The 18,285-nt window shown below is 44.9% G+C and carries 16 protein-coding genes; 9 read left to right on the top strand and 7 right to left on the bottom strand.

All coding sequences use genetic code 11. The features are described 5' to 3' along the window. Positions 1-26: 26 nt before the first annotated feature. Together QL982_RS02520 and hutU are read right to left on the bottom strand one after the other, a co-directional pair. The gene (locus tag QL982_RS02520) at positions 27-1,391 is read right to left on the bottom strand and encodes a YjiH family protein (RefSeq protein WP_290164074.1); all 1,365 of its coding nucleotides are present in this window, start codon (positions 1,389-1,391) and stop codon (positions 27-29) included. A gap of 70 nt (positions 1,392-1,461) precedes the next feature. Then, entirely contained in the window at positions 1,462-3,171 is a 1,710-nt protein-coding gene (gene hutU / locus QL982_RS02515; protein WP_290164073.1) for a urocanate hydratase, read from the bottom strand. A gap of 303 nt (positions 3,172-3,474) precedes the next feature. On the opposite strand from hutU, the gene QL982_RS02510 reads away from it, so the two are divergent. From QL982_RS02510 to QL982_RS02495, 4 genes are all read left to right on the top strand, one after another. Further along, positions 3,475-4,230, top strand: coding sequence for a UTRA domain-containing protein (locus QL982_RS02510; RefSeq protein WP_290164072.1), 756 nt, complete (start codon positions 3,475-3,477; stop codon positions 4,228-4,230). Positions 4,231-4,533: 303 nt separating this feature from the next. Next, positions 4,534-5,370 carry an amino acid ABC transporter substrate-binding protein gene (locus QL982_RS02505; RefSeq protein WP_290164071.1) on the top strand — a complete coding sequence of 279 codons (837 nt, stop codon included), beginning with the start codon at positions 4,534-4,536 and terminating at the stop codon, positions 5,368-5,370. Beyond that, on the top strand, positions 5,370-6,113 hold the full coding sequence (locus QL982_RS02500; RefSeq protein WP_290164070.1) for an amino acid ABC transporter permease: 744 nt from the start codon (positions 5,370-5,372) through the stop codon (positions 6,111-6,113). The genes QL982_RS02505 and QL982_RS02500 overlap by 1 nt, the downstream gene beginning before the upstream one ends. A 110-nt stretch (positions 6,114-6,223) precedes the next feature. Further along, positions 6,224-6,967 carry an amino acid ABC transporter ATP-binding protein gene (locus QL982_RS02495; protein WP_197216680.1) on the top strand — a complete coding sequence of 248 codons (744 nt, stop codon included), beginning with the start codon at positions 6,224-6,226 and terminating at the stop codon, positions 6,965-6,967. Positions 6,968-7,081: 114 nt separating this feature from the next. Here QL982_RS02495 and QL982_RS02490 read toward each other — a convergent pair whose 3' ends face one another. From QL982_RS02490 to QL982_RS02470, 5 genes are all read right to left on the bottom strand, one after another. After that, positions 7,082-8,035 (bottom strand): EamA family transporter, encoded by a 954-nt coding sequence (locus QL982_RS02490; RefSeq protein ID WP_290164069.1) that lies wholly within the window; start codon positions 8,033-8,035, stop codon positions 7,082-7,084. A 298-nt stretch (positions 8,036-8,333) separates the two neighbouring features. After that, positions 8,334-9,089, bottom strand: coding sequence for a lysozyme inhibitor LprI family protein (locus tag QL982_RS02485; RefSeq protein WP_290164068.1), 756 nt, complete (start codon positions 9,087-9,089; stop codon positions 8,334-8,336). 6 nt (positions 9,090-9,095) lie between these two features. Further along, a complete protein-coding gene (locus QL982_RS02480; protein WP_290164067.1) occupies positions 9,096-9,743 on the bottom strand; it encodes an aminodeoxychorismate/anthranilate synthase component II in 648 nt (215 codons plus the stop codon). Positions 9,744-9,815: 72 nt separating this feature from the next. Next, a complete protein-coding gene (locus tag QL982_RS02475) occupies positions 9,816-11,234 on the bottom strand; it encodes an anthranilate synthase component I family protein (RefSeq protein WP_290164066.1) in 1,419 nt (472 codons plus the stop codon). Positions 11,235-11,297: 63 nt separating this feature from the next. Continuing rightward, positions 11,298-11,573 (bottom strand): Trp family transcriptional regulator, encoded by a 276-nt coding sequence (locus tag QL982_RS02470; RefSeq protein WP_290164065.1) that lies wholly within the window; start codon positions 11,571-11,573, stop codon positions 11,298-11,300. Positions 11,574-12,024: 451 nt separating this feature from the next. On the opposite strand from QL982_RS02470, the gene QL982_RS02465 reads away from it, so the two are divergent. The 5 genes from QL982_RS02465 to QL982_RS02445 all read left to right on the top strand — a co-directional run bounded on the left by QL982_RS02465 (position 12,025) and on the right by QL982_RS02445 (position 18,020). Further along, positions 12,025-14,109 carry a TonB-dependent receptor gene (locus QL982_RS02465; protein ID WP_290164064.1) on the top strand — a complete coding sequence of 695 codons (2,085 nt, stop codon included), beginning with the start codon at positions 12,025-12,027 and terminating at the stop codon, positions 14,107-14,109. Positions 14,110-14,306: 197 nt separating this feature from the next. Further along, a complete protein-coding gene (locus QL982_RS02460) occupies positions 14,307-15,650 on the top strand; it encodes a PepSY-associated TM helix domain-containing protein (protein ID WP_290190149.1) in 1,344 nt (447 codons plus the stop codon). A 150-nt stretch (positions 15,651-15,800) separates the two neighbouring features. Beyond that, entirely contained in the window at positions 15,801-16,736 is a 936-nt protein-coding gene (locus QL982_RS02455) for an energy transducer TonB (RefSeq protein ID WP_290164062.1), read from the top strand. Between the two features lie 77 nt (positions 16,737-16,813). Further along, positions 16,814-17,485, top strand: a complete 672-nt coding sequence (locus tag QL982_RS02450) for a MotA/TolQ/ExbB proton channel family protein (protein ID WP_290164061.1) — start codon at positions 16,814-16,816, stop codon at positions 17,483-17,485. 133 nt (positions 17,486-17,618) lie between these two features. After that, positions 17,619-18,020: a biopolymer transporter ExbD gene (locus tag QL982_RS02445; RefSeq protein WP_290164060.1), complete on the top strand. Its 402-nt coding sequence runs from the start codon at positions 17,619-17,621 to the stop codon at positions 18,018-18,020. The last annotated feature ends 265 nt before the right edge of the window (positions 18,021-18,285 follow it).

Here is an 18,285-nt window from a genome sequence, read left to right as displayed (position 1 = left end):
AATATCTATTATTGAGTTTGAGTTTTTTAGCCAATCCAATTGAGGTACATAGCCAGATGTCCGAAAGCCGCAGCCAATAAAATACTAAGTACCACGCGCTCGAACCAAATGATGACCATTTTGCCAACAGAGACAGGAATCTCGGTCGCAAGCACACACGGAATCATGGCTGAGAAGAACAGCACGCTGCTGATGGAGATGACCCCTGCGACATAGCGTGTCAGAATATCTGCCTCACTTAGTAGTAATGCTGGCAAGAACATCTCAGCCAATCCCGCTGACATTCCTTTGGCAGCGACAAGTGGTTCTGGTAGGCCGCCAAGCCATGTAAAGGGATAAAGAAGCAAGCCCAAGGCATCGAAAACTGGCGTATATTTTGCTAATAGTAATCCTGTTAAGCCGACAGCGATGATAGACGGCACGATAGCAGCGGCCATCGTTAGACCGTCGCGAAAATTAGACCATAAGATTTGTTTGAGGTCAGTGGCACGGCGCGAAGTGGATAAGCCTAAATCAAACGCAGCTGCTAGCCGTGTACCACGTTTATGATCTAAAGCGGGACGTTCAACGCTATCATCAAAGAGGCTGATAGGCGGAATACGAGCGGTAATCGCAGTGACAATAAAGGTAATTACTAGCGTAGACCAAAAGAACACATTCCAAAACTCCATCAGACCAAGTGTTTTGGCAACAATCACCATGAATGCCGCTGACACGGTTGAAAACCCAGTCGCAATGATAATGGCTTCACGCGCTGAATATTGCTTTTGTAAATACACACGATTGGTGATGAGTAAGCCAATGGAGTAGCTACCGACAAAGGAAGCCACAGCATCAATCGCTGATGAACCTGGGGTTTTCCAAATAGGTTTCATAATCGGCTGCATGAGCACACCAACCATTTCTAGTAAGCCAAAACCAACCAAGAATGCCAATATCAACGCCCCAATCGGTACAATCATACCGACTGGTAAGGCCAACTTTTCAAACAAAAACGGCAGCATGTCCTTTTCCATCATAAAGGCAGGCGCTATGTCAGCCACATACATCACTGCCAATATAAGACCCATGATTTTAAAAGCAGTCATAATCATGTGAGTGATATTTTTACGCCATGAGCCATCTATAAACGGCTTACTCACACCATAGATCATGAGTAGAAACAATAATGTCACAGATAAGGTGTGCTGCTGAGTGACCAGATAGGTTGCGCCATGATCGAACAAAATCGTGCTTTTTTCACCAATGGTAAACGGCACAAAAAACATCACCAAACCGATCGCACTGAATACGATCAGCTGTATTAAAGCAATAGGGGTGGATAGCAGTTTTTTTGACGATGTTGTCATATTTTCATCGTTCAGACTAGATGTCGTATTTTGCTCAATCATATTATCCTCCTTGATAAGACGCCGATTATGTCCTTATACCCAGCTACAGCGTATAAGGACAAGGAACAAACTATTTGATCATTGGCAAATTCAATCCATAATCTTTCGCTGTTTTAATCGCTAGCTCATAACCTGCATCGGCATGACGCATAACGCCAGATCCGCAGTCATTGACTAACACGCGTGCTAAGCGTTTGGCTGCAGCATCCGTACCGTCTGCGACGATGACCATGCCTGAGTGTTGCGAGTAGCCCATGCCAACGCCGCCGCCATGATGCAGTGATACCCACGTTGCGCCGCCCGCGACATTGAGCATACCGTTCAATAGTGCCCAATCAGATACGGCGTCTGAGCCATCTTTCATGCTTTCTGTTTCGCGGTTTGGACTGGCAACAGAACCCGTATCCAAGTGATCGCGACCAATGACGATCGGGCCTTTTAGCTCGCCGTTTTTGACCATTTCATTAAATGCCAAACCTGCTTTATCACGCTCACCAAGACCTAGCCAGCAGATACGAGCAGGCAAGCCTTGGAACTGAATACGCTCTTTTGCCATATCTAACCAACGATGAATATGTTTGTTTTCAGGGAACAGCTCTTTGATTTTTTGATCGGTTTTGTAGATATCTTCTGGATCACCTGACAACGCTACCCAGCGGAATGGGCCTTTACCTTGACAGAACAGTGGACGAATATACGCAGGGACAAAACCTGGGAAGTTAAAGGCATCTTTGACGCCTTCATCGAAAGCGACCTGACGGATGTTGTTGCCATAATCGGTCGTTGGAATATCCATTGCTTGTAGATCTAGCATCGCCTGTACGTGTACGGCACAAGATTTAGCGGCTGCTTTGGTCAGTGCTGCATGTTGCTCTGAATCTTCTTGTGCTGCTTTCCATGCTTCCACTGTCCAGCCACTTGGCAGATAGCCATTAATCAAATCATGCGCCGAGGTTTGATCGGTGACCAAATCAGGCTTCATGCCACCAGCATTAGCACGCTTGACCATTTCAGGTAGGATATCTGCGGCATTACCAAGTAGGGCGATAGAGACAGCTTCACCCGCATCGGTATGTTGTTTGATTAACTCGTAAGCATGGTCAAGGTTATCTGCTTGTTTATCAACATAACCAGTGCGCAAACGGAAATCAATACTAGACTGCTGACACTCGATGTTTAATGAAGTGGCCCCTGCAAAAGTAGCGGCTAGTGGCTGCGCGCCGCCCATACCGCCAAGACCAGCGGTCAAAATCCAACGACCTGCCCAGCTACCGTCATAATGCTGACGACCTGCTTCAACGAAAGTCTCGTAAGTACCTTGGACGATGCCTTGCGTGCCGATATAAATCCAGCTACCAGCGGTCATTTGGCCATACATCATTAAATCTTTGCGATCGAGCTCGTTGAAGTGCTCCCACGTTGCCCAGCGCGGCACAAGGTTTGAATTGGCAATTAAGACGCGTGGTGCATTTTCATGCGTTTGAAACACGCCGACGGGTTTGCCCGATTGCACGAGCAACGTCTCGTCATCTTCTAATTCTTTTAGCGACTCTAGGATTTGATCATAGCTTTCCCAGTTGCGTGCTGCGCGTCCGATACCACCATAGACGACTAGGCTTTTTGGGTTTTCCGCCACATCAGGATGCAGGTTGTTTTGCAGCATACGATAAGGGGCTTCGGTCAGCCAGCTTTTGCAATGTAGGGTAGAGCCAGTAGGCGCAGCGATATTACGGCTCTCATCGCGTCGAGTAGGTTTGTTGCTATTGCTATCAGTAGTCATGGTCAAATCCTTGTGAAATCTTTTAAGTCGATTGGGCAATTAAAGTGAGTGGTTTACGATCAGTCTAAGAGTGCACTTAACTGCTTGCTAAATTGGCTAGATTATCGATACTGTCGTAAAGTTGTATATACAAATTATCAAAGATATTTTTTTCATGCAAGGATTTTTTATGGATAGCCGCATTATTTTTGTTATTAACTCGATCAAGACTAAACGCTTAGACATTTTGACTAAGGCTTGCATGGCGGTCTCGTGATATTATGTGGCTATTATTTTTAGTAAAGCTGACGGTTAAAAACGGACATGACAAAGACGATTCCGGCGTATCAACGTATAAAAAACGCCATATTAGACAATATTCACTCTGGTAAGTGGCAAGCAGGTAATGCGATTTCGACAGAAATGGCACTGGCCGAAGAGTTCGGTGTGTCACGGATGACAGTCAATCGAGCCTTAAAAGAGCTAAGCGAGGAGCGAGTATTAGAGCGTCGACAAGGGTCGGGGACGTTTGTCGCGCAACAGCAGTTCAACCATACCTTTGTAGAAGTGCGTAATATTGCACAGGATTTGAAGTCGGCCAATCGCGATTATGAGGCGAAGGTCGTCAGTAAGCGTGCCATTACGGCTGACATGCTCGACGACGAGTTACGTCGTAAGTTTGGCATTGATGACGCGGCTGTGCTTGTTCACACAAACGCTTATACAGACGCTAGTGATGCGCCTGTGTTATATGAAGTAAAAATCATTCACTTTGCGGATGGTCAGCCCATACAGTTCGAAGAGCGCTGGGTGGATGCGAACAAAGTACCAGCGTTCATTGAGCAAGATTTTAGTGTGGTCAATACCAGTGATTATTTGATTGCCAAAAGCCCACTGGAGCGCGGTAGTTATACCATCCGAGCGTTGGCTGCCCCTGATGAGATTGCTGATTTTTTACAAATTATAGCGCAGTCACCAACGCTGGTATTGTGTCGCCAAACCTATTCGGCTGGTCAAGTCGTCACCTTTGTCAAAATGTGGCATGCTGGCGATCGCTACCAGTTTTCGGGTGATTTATAGGTGTTACCTTTCGCATGCTCACGGATTTTGTACGTTTTTTATGTCTAAATTGAGATACTATGTTCGTAAGCTGCTATTTCATGAACAGCAATGATATTTAGATACGCGTTAAAAATTCAAAAATAAACCAGAAACAGTATTGAAAAATAGGCTAAATAACCTCAAATCGGGCAACCAACACCGAATATTGCAGGGCATTTTATACTGTGCTCTTGTCTCGGTTCTCCCTATTGATTGGCTTTAATTATTTTAACTTTATTCATTCACTCTTATTTTATTCATTCACTCTTATAAGGACGTCTTATGAAACGTCGTACTCTCTTAGCCCTTGCCGCCAGCACCATGTTCCTTGCCGCTTGTGGTCAATCTACTACCAATGAAGCCGATGCGGGTGCGACAGACAGCGCTGCAACAGGCGGTTCTGATTTGCTACAGCGTATCAATAATGGCGGCACCATCAATGTCGGTACAGAGGGTACTTATCCTCCGTTCACGTATCATGATGAGAGCGGCAAACTGACGGGTTATGATGTCGAAGTGACACGTGCCGTTGCGGAAAAACTGGGCGTAGAAGTCGACTTTAAAGAGACTCAGTGGGATGCAATGCTGGCAGGTTTGGATTCAAAACGTTTTGATATGGTGGCTAACCAAGTTAGTTTGACCACGCCTGAACGTCTTGCTAAGTATGACAAAGCCAGTCCTTATAGCTGGTCAGGTGCAGTGGTATTGGCACCGACTGATGACGATCGCTATAGCTCGTGGGAAGGCCTAAAAGGTCTACGTACCGCACAATCACTTAGCAGTAACTACGGTGAGCTGGCAGAACGTTATGAGGCAGAAATCGTTCCTGTCGATGGTATGGCGCAAGCGATTCAATTGGTTAAGCAAGACCGTGCTGATTTTACGATGAATGACAATCTCGCGGTATTGGACTATCTCAAAAAATTCCCAGATGCCAAACTTGAGATTAAACTGACAGCGCCTGCTAGCGAGCAAACAGGCTCAGGCCTAGTGCTTATCAAAGGCGATGATGCAGTCGTGGCAAAACTGGATGAAGCGATGGCGGCATTGGCGGCTGAGGGTACACTCACCAAGCTTAGCGAAGAGTTCTTTGGTGCTGATATAAGTCAACAAAAATAATGTCAGCTTCTGTAATGTCTACATCATGGTTCGCGGACTTATTGGCAGTATTGCCATTTATGAGTCCTGATCGAGCGCAGATTGTCATTTCATCGTTTTGGCCAATGCTCAAAGGCGGTATCTATTATTCGATACCGCTGGCATTGATCTCATTTGCGATTGGTATGGCCATTGCACTGACAGTGGCATTGATTCGTATCGTCCCGCGTGCCACTTGGTTCCATGAAGTAATCTATCGGCTGGCTCGTATTTATGTGTCCGCGATTCGCGGTACACCGATGTTGGTTCAGCTATTCATTATTTTCTATGGTTTGCCAAGTATCGGGGTGAAGCTTGATCCCTTTCCCTCAGCGATTATTGCATTCTCATTGAACATCGGTGCGTATGCATCGGAGACAGTGCGTGCCTCGATTTTGTCGATTCCAAAAGGACAGTGGGAAGCAGGCTCAACGGTTGGTCTGACATATCTACAGACCTTCCGCCATGTGATTTTACCGCAGGCGCTTAGAGTGTCGGTGCCGCCGTTGTCTAATACCTTCATTAGTTTGGTAAAAGATACCTCACTTGCTTCATTGGTACTGGTCACTGAGCTATTCAAACAAGCGCAGATCATCACGGCTCGTAACTATGAGTTTATGCTGGTGTATACAGAAGCGGCGATTATTTACTGGGGTATCTGTCTGTTCTTGACCTTTATCCAAGGCAAGCTTGAAACTAGGCTCGATCGTTACGTGGCAAAATAAATGGTGGTTACTCAGTGATGATTGCGTAATTGTTAGCCGCACAGCCATTAGTAATATAAGCCCTTTAGAATAAACAGTCGCAAATAGAGACCAGTACAACAGGAATTTTTATGATCAAAGTCACTAATATTCACAAAGCTTTCGGTGGCAATCAGGTGCTCAAAGGCATCGACTTGACCATCAATAAAGGCAAAGTAGTCGTAATATTAGGGCCTTCAGGATCGGGTAAAACCACCTTTTTGCGTTGTCTCAATGCGCTGGAGATTCCTGATCAAGGCGTGATTGCTTTTGATGATGGTAGCTTGACAGTTGACTTTGCGACCAAGCCTAAGAAAAAAACCTTGCTGGCGTTGCAACGTAAGTCAGGCATGGTGTTTCAGTCTTATAACTTGTTTCCGCACAAGACAGCGATTGAAAACTTGATGCTTGGGCCTACGGTCGTACAGGGGCAAAGTAAAGCTCAGGCACGCGAGCAGGCCTTGGCACTACTGGAGAAAGTAGGGCTGTCGGACAAAGCCGATCTGTATCCGTTTCAGCTGTCTGGTGGTCAGCAGCAGCGTATTGGCATTGCCCGTGCGCTGGCTATCGAACCGTCATTGCTACTGTTTGATGAGCCAACATCCGCGCTTGACCCAGAGCTGGTGCAAGATGTATTGGGCACTATGAAACAACTGGCATCTGAAGGCTGGACGATGGTCGTCGTCACTCATGAGATTAAATTTGCTCGTGACGTGGCGGACCATGTTGTCTTAATCGAAGATGGTCATGTGGTCGAAGAAGGAAGCCCTAAGCAAATGTTCGAACTATCAGAGCATCCGCGTACACAGGCATTTTTGCAACGTATTGAGCAGTAAAAATGTCTGTTTTTGCGTAAGCGATGAAACAACAAAGCCCCAATCATGCGGTCATGGTTGGGGCTTTTTTTATTTGAAATAGGTAGGATGTATTTCAAATAAATAGACAGTAAACTATATTTTTTGTCGTTGTTTTAACCAGCGAGGTACGCGAGTGGCGGTACCATTTAATACAGCGTTTAATAAAGCTGCCAGTAAGATAAGCGCCACACCCAAATACTGAATCCAAGACAAGGATTGATGCAATAACAGCATCGCAAGCGCAATCGCAGTCAATGGTTCAAAAATGGTAAAAACTGATGCACGAGTGGCAGGCAGCTTTTCTAACGCCTTCATATATAGCCCAAACGGCACGACGGTTCCCAGCAGTGACAATCCTAAAACATACCCCCAAGTCATTAAGGGAAGATCTAGTAGCTGATCATAAGTGTTATAGGTCTCAGGCAAGAGTAGTAGCACGGCTGCACTAATGATAATAGAGGTAAAAAATACCAGAGGGGCAGGGTGAGCGTAATGCATGGCGCGCTTGCCCAATACGCCATATAACGAGTAGCACATTCCTGCGGATAGCCCGAGTAAAATCCCCCAGTTGATTGTCGCTTGCTCGCCTAACATCGTTAGCCCCACACCAAACACGGCCATTAATGCCAGCAATACTGATTGGCGAGTAATGGATTCGCTGAGTAAGAATTTTGAAAATAATAAGCTAAACACAGGTGCGGTATAGAGCAAGGCAACCGCAGGGCCAGCACCGACGTAACTGACCGCAAAAAAATAGCAAACCGACATACCAAGTACGCCTATCAAAGACTGCATCGCCAGTCCAAGCCATTGCTTTGGCTGCAATTTGATGAGGTGTGGCCACAGTGTTGGTAGCATGGCTAATATAATAAAGGCCGCCGTGACAATGCGTAATATGGTTACTTGCCAACCACTAAAGCCAATTTGGTTGAGGTAGGTCGAGAATATACCCAACGTACCCCAGCAAACGGCTGCCGTGATGATTTGAATGGTGCCTAGCCATGATTGATGTGAGTGCGTCGTCATTCCGTTGTCGATGTTTGCCATACTGTTTTCTTCTTACGATCTAAGTGACACAAGGTTTTGTAAGATTGCTATTGATACAATCTCTCCGAGCAATACTGAAATAAGAAAAGACAACCTGATGAAAGGCTGTCTTTTGTTTGTTACTTGAGTCTATCACCAAACGATAAGAAGTCGCTACTAGGGCGTATGCTAAATTTCATCAATAGTTATTTAAATGGCTAAAAAATGGCTAGCGTTTGCTAAATAACCTAAACAATATCGAATCATTAACTTATATCATATTTGTGTTCGCATCACTTTTTTATTTATATAGTCTCTGTTAATCAATCCACAAAAACCAATCTCGTTCTCGCAGGTCATTTTGCTGAATAAAGCACACTTTTTCCGCTTGGGTTCTTGGCTGGTGTGATGCATCAGCCCCGCAGTTCTTTGAGCGCTGTTTTATCCATTGTATTTGTTCTTGTTTTAAATCAGCTGCCATTTTTGCGCCATATAGGCGTCTGACTTCCTGTCGTGTGTCATTATAGCCACTGTTTAATTCTTGATCAGACGTTTCGTAGATAGTATCAATTAGCCCAGCTTGTAATGTTAATGGCAGGTAATTGGCATTTTCTATGTAGGGTAAAGTGTCGCCATCCGTTGTCCCGTTACTGGTGATGTATAACTCATTATTTGATGGGTCTATAAATCCGTAAACATCTTCCCCTTCAAAGGCATAACCCTGAAATCTACAAGGAGTCACGCCATCTTTACACACACTGTGCTTGGTTCTGGCCGCATAACGCTTGACAGCATAAGGCGTGTTATCGAGTCTCTTGCCCACCTGTTTTGTTTGCAAGAGTCGTCCTAAATTTGGAGCAACCAACAACATATTATCGCAAGTCACGCTGCCTTCTTCGCAATCTCTATAGAGATTCAAACGTTGACCTTGGATGTCCATGCCTAATATAAAGTTTGCCTGTACAGGTTCCACAGCCAAGCTGACAGCAGTCACTAGCATTAAGCTCGAGAGCAACATAGTACGCCTGAGTAAGCTGGCTTTATTTAGGCTTGAAGCAGACATAGAAATAGACATATCACTCTATACCTGCAGCAAGAAGTTACTCAGCAATCGCTTAGCGCCTTCAGTGGCAAACGACTCAGGATGGAACTGGACACCTTGAATCGGATAGTCTTTGTGAGCCAATCCCATAATCTCATCACCAGTCAATGCTGATTCAGCAAAGCTCAACTCAGTACCACTGTCATTGGCGACCACGGAGGTAATCGTGAGGCAGCTTGGGATGGTATCGGCTTTTACGACCAGTGAGTGATAGCGCATAATCTCAAGCTCTTGTGGCAGACCTTGATAAATACCAGCACCATCATGACGAATCGATGAGACCTTGCCATGCATCGGTACGCTGGCACGTACCACGTCACCGCCGAACACATGGGCGATGCCCTGCATACCCAAGCAAACACCCAGTAGTGGCACAGTTTTGCCCAGTGTCTCGATGACCTCGCTACAGATACCAAAGTACGTCGGGTCATCAGGGGAGCCCGGGCCAGGTGAAATGATGATTCTATCAAGATTCATCGCTTGCACTTCTGCTAGCGTGATTTCGTTGTTGCGTTTAACGATGACGCTGGCTTCTGTCTCACTGTCTAAGGTTTGCAAAATCTCGCCCACATATTGGTAGAGATTAAAGGTAAACGAGTCGTAGTTGTCGATAATTAAAACATTCATGGGTCATAAACTCTTCTGTAAAAATAGTGCTAGGTAAAATATGGTCAATGTACGGATTACGGCTGGTACGAATTACGACTGCATAAAGCTGTCTAATACGACTTTCATCGCAGACAGTTTACGCTGAATCTCTAAGTATTCATCGGCTGGATTGGAGTCGTAAACGTTGCCGCCGCAAGTCTGGGAGTAGGCAGACTCGCCACTGATAAAGAGACTGCGAATAGGAATAGCAAAGATACAATCACCATTGAAATTAAACGACCCTAATGCACCGCCATAAGCACCGCGACCATCTGGCTCTAGCTCATTAATCACTTTGATGGCTTCTACTTTAGGTGCGCCTGATAGAGTACCAGCAGGGAAATTGCTGGCAAGGGCACTAAACATATCCTCATTAGGATGCAAGATACCGACGATTTCAGAGGAGATATGCTGCACGTGTGAGAAACGTTTGATATCCATTAAGCTACGGACTTTTACCGTACCAAATCGTGCCACACGGCCAATATCGTTGCGATGCAAGTCAACCAGCATATTATGCTCGGCAATTTCTTTCTCATCGTTGAGTAGTGCGCGGGCAAGTTTGCGATCTTCGATCACATCGGCACCGCGCTTGGCAGTTCCTGCGAGTGGATAAGTTTCCATTTCACCTTGACGCAAGCGGAATAGCAGCTCAGGAGAAGCGCCAATGATGCACTGCTGCGCAAATTTCATAAAATACATGTGCGGCGAGGGATTGACGGCGCGCAGTTTTTCATAAATGGGCATCTTGTCACCGGTAATGCGATACTTAGACTTAAAGCCTACTTCGCACTGAAAGATACGACCAGCGATGATGTCTTCTTTAACTTGCATGACGACATTGGCATGCTCTTCTTGGCTCATACCATCACCTAAAAACTCAACTTTAGGCGCTTCATAACTAGGCGTTGACTCATCAAGTAGGGCCTTGATTTGCTCGATGCGGTTTGTTTGCTGCGCGGTTGGGTAATAAAAATAGAAAATCTCACCCGTCATTTTATCTAGGGTCAATCCATCTAGATACACGCCAAATTTGAATGGTTCAAAGTCGTCGCTGGCCTTTGCATTAAGACTTGGCTCAAAGAAGTTCACGCAGTCATAACCCAAATAACCGACGAGACCACCGCTTTGATCGCGGGCAATGACATGCTGCGGTGTTATGGTGCGGAGCAACTGATAAGGGTTGTCGGTTTGATAGTGGCTGGTTTCAGCGGTTTTATTATCGGTAATCGCAAGCGTGTTGCGATCTAATGCGGCGATGGTCGTGACAGGATCAAAACCTATCGCATGATGGCGTGAGATATGGCTGTCTTCGCCTAAAGATTCGAGTAAATAACAGGTGTCAAAAGCGCTTTCGATACGTTTGAATAATGCGAAAAAATCAATATCTTGCGTGAGTTTGATACGTTGTGGTTTACTCGGAATATCGATAGGAGCAGGCGTGGTCTGTATACGAGTCGTGGATGTCATAACAAAGTCCGAAATTCATCAAATGTGTGTCGATTAATAAGTAAGAGAAGCGCAATTATTGGTTCAAGAATGCTTTCTGTGAGTCGCCAGTAATGCGCTAAGATTATGGCTTTGCATGGCCTTGGCACCGCGTGAGACAGTGGCGATACCAACGCCTAGCTGCTCAGAGATGTCACGTTGCGTGGTGCCGCGATCCAGCAAGTCAAATATACGAATACGATTGGCAATGTCGTGCTGTTCTTTATCCGTCAGCAGTGCACTGAGCAGCTTTTCGATATCTGCGCTGTCACTACAGTTTGCCAAGTGTGTCAGTAAGCTGTGATAAGGATTGGTATTCATAATAGTTAATCTTAAACAAAGAAAGTAGGCAAGCTGCTCAAACGCTTGGCTTGTTTCAGTATTCTAGTACAGTAGTACAAAAAAAACAAGGGATAAGCGTCATCGATAGTCACTCGGCTTAGAAATAGAGAACCGCTTGCCTTTATTTGAAGGCCTATGTAGGCCGTCTTAATGGTATCAGAGCATATTTTCACTATTACCGATGCCTTTGCCCATACTGGGGCACGAATTCCTTATATTAATTATTGCCAAATTGTTAATACTTCGTTATCATGCCTGTCGTTATTTTAACGATAATAATTATCATTAACATTATTATTCGTATAATTGGCTCGAATAGGTTAAAGGATCAAATGTCTTAAGGGAAAATACTTAAAAAGTTGTGGAGCGACAGCTTTTTAACATCATTCTAAAAATTCTAATTTCTGATAGTAAATAAAGTGAGTGTGTTATGCGTGAAGTAAAGTTATCTAGTCAATTGACGGTATTGTCTATGGGTGTCGCAGCCGTATTGTGGACGCAAGCTGCCAGTGCTGCTACGGCAGCAGACATGCCAAATACGACGTTGCAGACCATTACCGTGACAGCCAATAGCTCGGTACGGGACAATGTGCAAGAAGAATCTGTCTATATAGATGACTATACCCCAGCTGCACAAGCGAGCCATTTGAGTGATTTTCTAGACGTTGTGCCAGGCGTCAGTGTGGGTGGTACGTCATCGGTCAATCAACGTATACGTGTGCGTGGACTTGATGATACCAATCTAAAAGTAACGATTGATGGCGCACGTCAAGAAGGCGCGTTGTTCTATCATATGGGTGACGTCACCATTGATCCAGATCTGCTAAAACAAGCAGAGGTATCGGTTGGTAATAATTCGGTGATGCTAGGCAATGACGCCATCGGTGGTGCGGTTGCTTTTGAGACAGTCGATGCCGCCGATTTACTCAAGCCAGGTCAAAAAATAGGTGCCAAAATCCATGCAGGCTATGCCAGCAATAATGATGAGCTTTTGACCTCGGCCACCGTTTATGGTGCACCAACAGAAGATATTGACCTGCTTGCTTATTATGGTAAGCGCGATGCCAGTGCAGGTGAAGATGGTCATGGTCGCAATATTCAAACCGAAGACAGCAAAGGCGAAAATATTTTATTGAAAGCGGGTGCTTATGTCGGTAGTGACCATCATGTGGGCGCTAGCTTTAGCCGTACCGAAAACAAAGGAAAATTCCCATTACGTCCAGATTTTCCAGCAAGTCCAGGTCCTGATAGCTGGAACCCAATCATCCCGCAGGAAGTAACACGCGACACTTATGCGCTGGATTACACTTATGGCCCTGCCAATCAATTGCTCAATGTAGATGCCAATGTGTATCAGACCAGCACGCAGATTTTGCGTAATTCTGATGGCAAAGCTGGGTTTGAGTTTGATGCAGAGGTCAAAACCACAGGCGGCAAAGTACAAAACACCAGTGTGATTGATAGCAGTATCATCGATGGAATTACAGGGACGCATAAATTTATCGCTGGTGTTGAGCATTACAAAAAAGAGTCTGAGATGACGCGAGACTTTGGCAATGCAAGTAGCGATGAGGCGACCAATACGTCAGTCTATCTAGAAGATCAATGGCAAATGGGCAAGCTTAGCCTAACGCCAGGTATCCGTTATGATCGTTACGAATCTCCTGAATATGTATCGGCTGGCAAGACTTATGACAATGTCGTTGGCGCATTGGCTGCCAGCTATGAAATTGCACCGCGCACCCAATTATTTGCGAGCTACACTCAGTTATTTAACGGTCCAGATCTCAGCCAAACAATCTTTAATAGCAACGGCACTGATACGTATATAAACAAGGACCTAAAAGTCGAAGAGGGTGACAATGCGGAAGTTGGGATTGCCACCACTCTGCGTGGTCTGACGATGGCGGATGATTCTTTAAGATTAAGTGGTAAATACTTTGAAACCAATATCGAAAACTATATTGAGTTTGTACGCGCTGGTAAAAATAGAACAGGTTTAGACTGTGCGACTGGACAGTTGAGTGGCAGTTGTCAGGGTGTCATTAATAAAGACGAAGATTATAAGATCAAAGGGGTAGAGCTGTCAGCCGACTATCGTACGGATAACTTTAATATGGGTCTAAGCTATGCCCGTGCTCGTAGCAAGGGCGAAGACACTGGTTATAACCTCTCTTCGGTCAGTGGCAGTGGCTCTGAGTCTGGTGACAAATACATGATCAATCTTGGGTATGCACCAACCAACACCACCGAGCTTGGCTGGCGCAGTACTTATGTCGCCTCTGTGACGCCCAACACCGCTGGTGATGACAATGAAAAACCAAACTATGACGTCCATGATATCTTTATGAGCTACACGCCAACCCAAATCGAGGGCTTAAAAGCCACGCTCGGGGTATACAATATCTTTGACGAGACTTATGCAAGCCATACGTCACGTAACTCTGTCGATGATACCTATACTGACTTTGAAATGGGCCGTAATATCAAAACGTCTTTAACGTATCAGTTCTAATCTAAGGTGTGTCCTCATTTTTATCACCATTTCTAAAATGTTCAACAGACCTTAATCGTATTTATCAAGTCAGCTGTCTATACATGGGAGCTGGCTTTTTATTGCCTATAGGCTATAGGCTCTTGATGTGATTATACCGACGGCAAAACCCCAAGCTTTGAGCATTTACTAAAACAATCAATAAAGAAATAAAACCAATGATTTCATTCAAACCTCGCCAAGCCTGTCTATGGATTCATCGTTATACTGGGCTTGCTATGGCCGCCTTTTTAATCGTTGCCAGTATTACTGGTATATTATTGGCCTTTCATCATGAGCTCGATGATATTTTCAATCGCAAGCTGGCCAATATCGAAGCACAAAGCACACCGCTGCTCTCTATTGCTGAGCTGCATGATAAGGTCATTACGACATATCCTGAGCACCAGTTTTCGAGTATGCCCACGTCGATTACACCCGATAAATCAGTTGTATTTTCGGTCGATAGAAACCGAGGTGGAGACGACAATCAGCCCAAGCCATTATTTCAAGACGTATATGTCAACCCTTATACCAGTGACATCATTGGCACGCGTGATAAAGACGCATGGGCATGGCACAACACCATGTGGAAGGTGTTTTGGTTGCATCGCGACTTATTGCTCGGCGATATTGGTAAATGGATCTTGGGCATCGTATCACTGATCTGGACTATCAATTGTTTTATCGGTTTTTATTTAACCTTTCCTCGGGTGGTCAAATCGAATAAAACCAAACCAGCCGCTCATAAAAAACGCGCCTCATTTTTTAAACGCTGGCGACCAGCATGGAAGATTCGCCGCAAAACCAATACCTTTAAACTCAATTATGATTTGCATCATGCTTTTGGTTTATGGCTTTGGGTTATGTTATTTGTCATTGCTTGGTCAAGTGTCGGCTTCAACTTACCACAAGTCTATCGTCCTGTGATGCAAGCCGTCGTTGGGCTGGCTTCGATAGAAGGACGCCCTGTCGTCAAACTTGAGCCAAATAAAGCCATGGCACAAAAAAATGGAGCAGACAGCACTATAAAAGGCAAACACGTAGGTGTCAGTGATGACGCAAACAACGAAATCATAAAGGCTCAAGCAGTCAACAAAGCCAATAGCATTGCATATTTGAGTGAGCAAGCTCATATTGCCGCGCAAAGTAAAGGTATGACAGTACGTGAGCTATTGGGCATACGCTGGGTAGACGCAGACCAACAATGGCAGATGCGTTTTAAAACGGATAGAGACATCGGTAAAAAAGGCGGTGCTTCATCCATTACTATCGATGCCGCAACAGGCAACATTGAGCGCGTAAATTTTGGTTATCAAAGCGCCTCATTTGGTAGCAAAACCGATCAATGGCTATCGACCTTACATATGGGGCATATCAGCCAAGGCATCGGGCATGTACTGTATCAAATATTTTTAGTATTGGTAGGTTTGGCCGTGGCGGTGCTGTCAGGGACGGGTGTATATCTGTGGTGGAAAGGTCGACAACAACGACTCAAAGCGTTGCAAAAGGATAGGCTCTAGAGTCGATGTTTTGATTGGCAAAGTAGCTTAGTAAACTGGGTATCACAAATGTGTTAAGTAGAGAAAATATTGTAAATTATTATTGATAATAATTATCGTTTGCATTATTATCTACACCATTCTACCTCGGTTAATTAACATTAGGCTGTTATGAGTTCAACGGATTTAGGCGCGCCACCACTGAAATCGATATTGCTGGCCATTGTTGCGGTCGTGGGGCTGCATGTGCTGGCAGCGGTTGCATTAGCGATGGTCAAACCTCCTGAAATCAAACCTGAGCCAAAAAAAGAAACGCCGCCTATTGAGATCAAGCTGGTTACGCCTCCACCGCCTCCGCCACCTGTGGAGATTGAAGAGATAAATCTGAAAGAAGCTCCAGAGCCAGTCAGAGAGGTTAAGCCTAAGCCTAAGCCAAAAGCGAAGCCAGTTGCTTCGCCCAAGCCTAAAGTTGTGCAGAAGAAGCAACCAGTAGATAAGCCGAAAGCGAAACAAGCTGAAAAGCCTAAGCCTGCTGAGTTCACGCCACCACCTGCTAAACAAAAAACTACACCTCAAAAAACTCGTAAGACGCAAGTGGCTGATGATCAGCTTAAAATATTGGCAGCGCAAGCGGAACAAGCAAGAAGAGATGCATTATTAGCTCAACAGCAAGCCCAAGCAATAAAAGATGCCGCTGCTGCCAAAAAAGCTCAAGAGATAGCTAATGCTAAAGCCGCCGCTGATGCCGCTGCTGCACAAGCCGCAAAAGACGCGGAAGCAGCTGCTGCTGCAAGCAATGAGCCAGTAACCTTCAGTTCTGCTGCTGCCCGATGGAAAAGTACACCTTATTTTGACTTTCCTAAAAACGCTCAGAGTAAAGCTAAGCGGTTCGGAAAACCAGGAGATAAGATTACTGTATTACTAAAAGTAAAAGTTAATAAACAAGGTCGTGTTGATGACGTTAGTATTGCAAAGTCTTCAGGTGTTTCAGCATTAGATAGTAACGCCAGCAGAAAAATGAATGGCGCAGAATTTCATCCATTTATGCAAAATAATGTAGCTGTGGTTGGTTTGGTTACTTTGCCTGTTAATTACATAATACCTTGAATGTAGTAATGAGTTAAAGTTGTAAAAAATGATGATCGATATCTTAAGCCATAACACAAAAGACGAAGGAGTCTGACATGGACTTTATGCAATACTGGCAATATAGTGACATGGTGACCAAAACCTTGTTCTTTGTACTATTCGCTTTATCCCTTATCTCTTGGGTGACGGGTATCATTCGTGTACTACAAAGCCGCAAGTTGGCGGCGACGGTTGCCGATGATTTGACTCATCAAATCCAAGCCAAACAGACTGGATTGATAGAGCAAGATGCACCCACTCGTCGCTTAGTGATAGAGCAGGCGTTGCTCAAGCATATCGGGCGCTATCGCTTTTCTAGTGAGCGTGGTTTGCCTATCCTTGGTACAACGGCAGCGATTGCACCGTTTATTGGTTTGTTTGGTACGGTATGGGGTATTTTTCATGCGCTGCATAATATTGGTACGAGCGGACAAGCAGGATTGGGTCAAGTAGCAGGGCCAGTCGGTGAGGCACTTATCATGACAGGCTTGGGTATTGCTGTGGCTATTCCAGCGGTGGTCTTTTATAACCTCGCTGTGCGTATCAATCGCCGTGTGATGTATCATGCAAATGATAGAGCGCATGACTTGCTGGCGGATTCTGCGAATATAAAAGCAGTAGCGAATACGCAGCCTACCGAGCAAGTAACTTCAGTGAAAAGCTCAGCTGACACCCAAGTGAGCAATACTAATAAACAGTATCGTAATGTGTCTACTTCGCAGTTATAGACGGTATCATGGATAGCGATGGTTACCTTTAGCGGGTAACAGTGCTTCCTATCATCGTATAAGTAACGATGAAACAAACAGTGAAGACAAGTACTGACTAAGCACACATAGCAAGCATATATTGAGAGTAATTATGGCATTTCAGTTAGGTGAAGACGACGTCCAAGGCATGAATGAGATGAACCTCATTCCGCTTATCGATGTCATGCTGGTTTTGATGATTATCTTTTTGTTGACTGCGACCGTTCTTAATCCGACTGTTCCGCTGAACCTGCCGGAGACCAGTGCAGAGGTCAATGAAACACCGCCAGAAGCGATTCAAATCAGTATTGATAAAGACGCAGGGATATTTTGGGACAGCGAACCACTTAGCATGGCAGAGCTAGAGACACGCTTGCAACAGCAAGGTGCTACTGGTAAAAACCCTGCGCTACAGTTACGTGCTGATAAAGAAGGTAAATACGATACAGTTGCGCAAGTATTGGCCGCTGCTAGCCAAGCAGGACTGACCCAAATTGCGTTTGTGAATGAATAGCTTAAAAAGCTGAATGACAACCCTAGGGCGTGTCCTCAATTCAAACGAGTGTCCTTTAAATGGGCTAAAAATAGCTAAATTTTGCCAAAAATCGTCAAATAGTTGGTCAATATCTCGATATTATCTGCACTATTTTCCTTGTTTGACGGCAATTTATCTCATTTTTATCACCATTTTTAAAATGAGGACACGCCCTAAAATGCTTGCTAAATAAAGTAGGGTCTGTTGAACATTCAAATGTGGTGCTGGCAGTCACTATTTTTTA

It is taken from the genome of Psychrobacter sp. 5A.1 (genome assembly GCF_030407455.1).
Lineage (GTDB): Bacteria > Pseudomonadota > Gammaproteobacteria > Pseudomonadales > Moraxellaceae > Psychrobacter.
This window is presented reverse-complemented; position numbering and strand designations above follow the sequence as displayed.

Bases quoted from the DNA above. Each gene is read 5' to 3' on its own strand.
- QL982_RS02520 (WP_290164074.1), bottom strand. From the start codon at position 1,391: ATGATTGAGCAAAATACGACATCTAGTCTGAACGATGAAAATATGACA.
- hutU (WP_290164073.1), bottom strand. From the start codon at position 3,171: ATGACTACTGATAGCAATAGCAACAAACCTACTCGACGCGATGAGAGC.
- QL982_RS02510 (WP_290164072.1), top strand. From the start codon at position 3,475: ATGACAAAGACGATTCCGGCGTATCAACGTATAAAAAACGCCATATTA.
- QL982_RS02505 (WP_290164071.1), top strand. From the start codon at position 4,534: ATGAAACGTCGTACTCTCTTAGCCCTTGCCGCCAGCACCATGTTCCTT.
- QL982_RS02500 (WP_290164070.1), top strand. From the start codon at position 5,370: ATGTCAGCTTCTGTAATGTCTACATCATGGTTCGCGGACTTATTGGCA.
- QL982_RS02495 (WP_197216680.1), top strand. From the start codon at position 6,224: ATGATCAAAGTCACTAATATTCACAAAGCTTTCGGTGGCAATCAGGTG.
- QL982_RS02490 (WP_290164069.1), bottom strand. From the start codon at position 8,035: ATGGCAAACATCGACAACGGAATGACGACGCACTCACATCAATCATGG.
- QL982_RS02485 (WP_290164068.1), bottom strand. From the start codon at position 9,089: ATGTCTATTTCTATGTCTGCTTCAAGCCTAAATAAAGCCAGCTTACTC.
- QL982_RS02480 (WP_290164067.1), bottom strand. From the start codon at position 9,743: ATGAATGTTTTAATTATCGACAACTACGACTCGTTTACCTTTAATCTC.
- QL982_RS02475 (WP_290164066.1), bottom strand. From the start codon at position 11,234: ATGACATCCACGACTCGTATACAGACCACGCCTGCTCCTATCGATATT.
- QL982_RS02470 (WP_290164065.1), bottom strand. From the start codon at position 11,573: ATGAATACCAATCCTTATCACAGCTTACTGACACACTTGGCAAACTGT.
- QL982_RS02465 (WP_290164064.1), top strand. From the start codon at position 12,025: ATGCGTGAAGTAAAGTTATCTAGTCAATTGACGGTATTGTCTATGGGT.
- QL982_RS02460 (WP_290190149.1), top strand. From the start codon at position 14,307: ATGATTTCATTCAAACCTCGCCAAGCCTGTCTATGGATTCATCGTTAT.
- QL982_RS02455 (WP_290164062.1), top strand. From the start codon at position 15,801: ATGAGTTCAACGGATTTAGGCGCGCCACCACTGAAATCGATATTGCTG.
- QL982_RS02450 (WP_290164061.1), top strand. From the start codon at position 16,814: ATGGACTTTATGCAATACTGGCAATATAGTGACATGGTGACCAAAACC.
- QL982_RS02445 (WP_290164060.1), top strand. From the start codon at position 17,619: ATGGCATTTCAGTTAGGTGAAGACGACGTCCAAGGCATGAATGAGATG.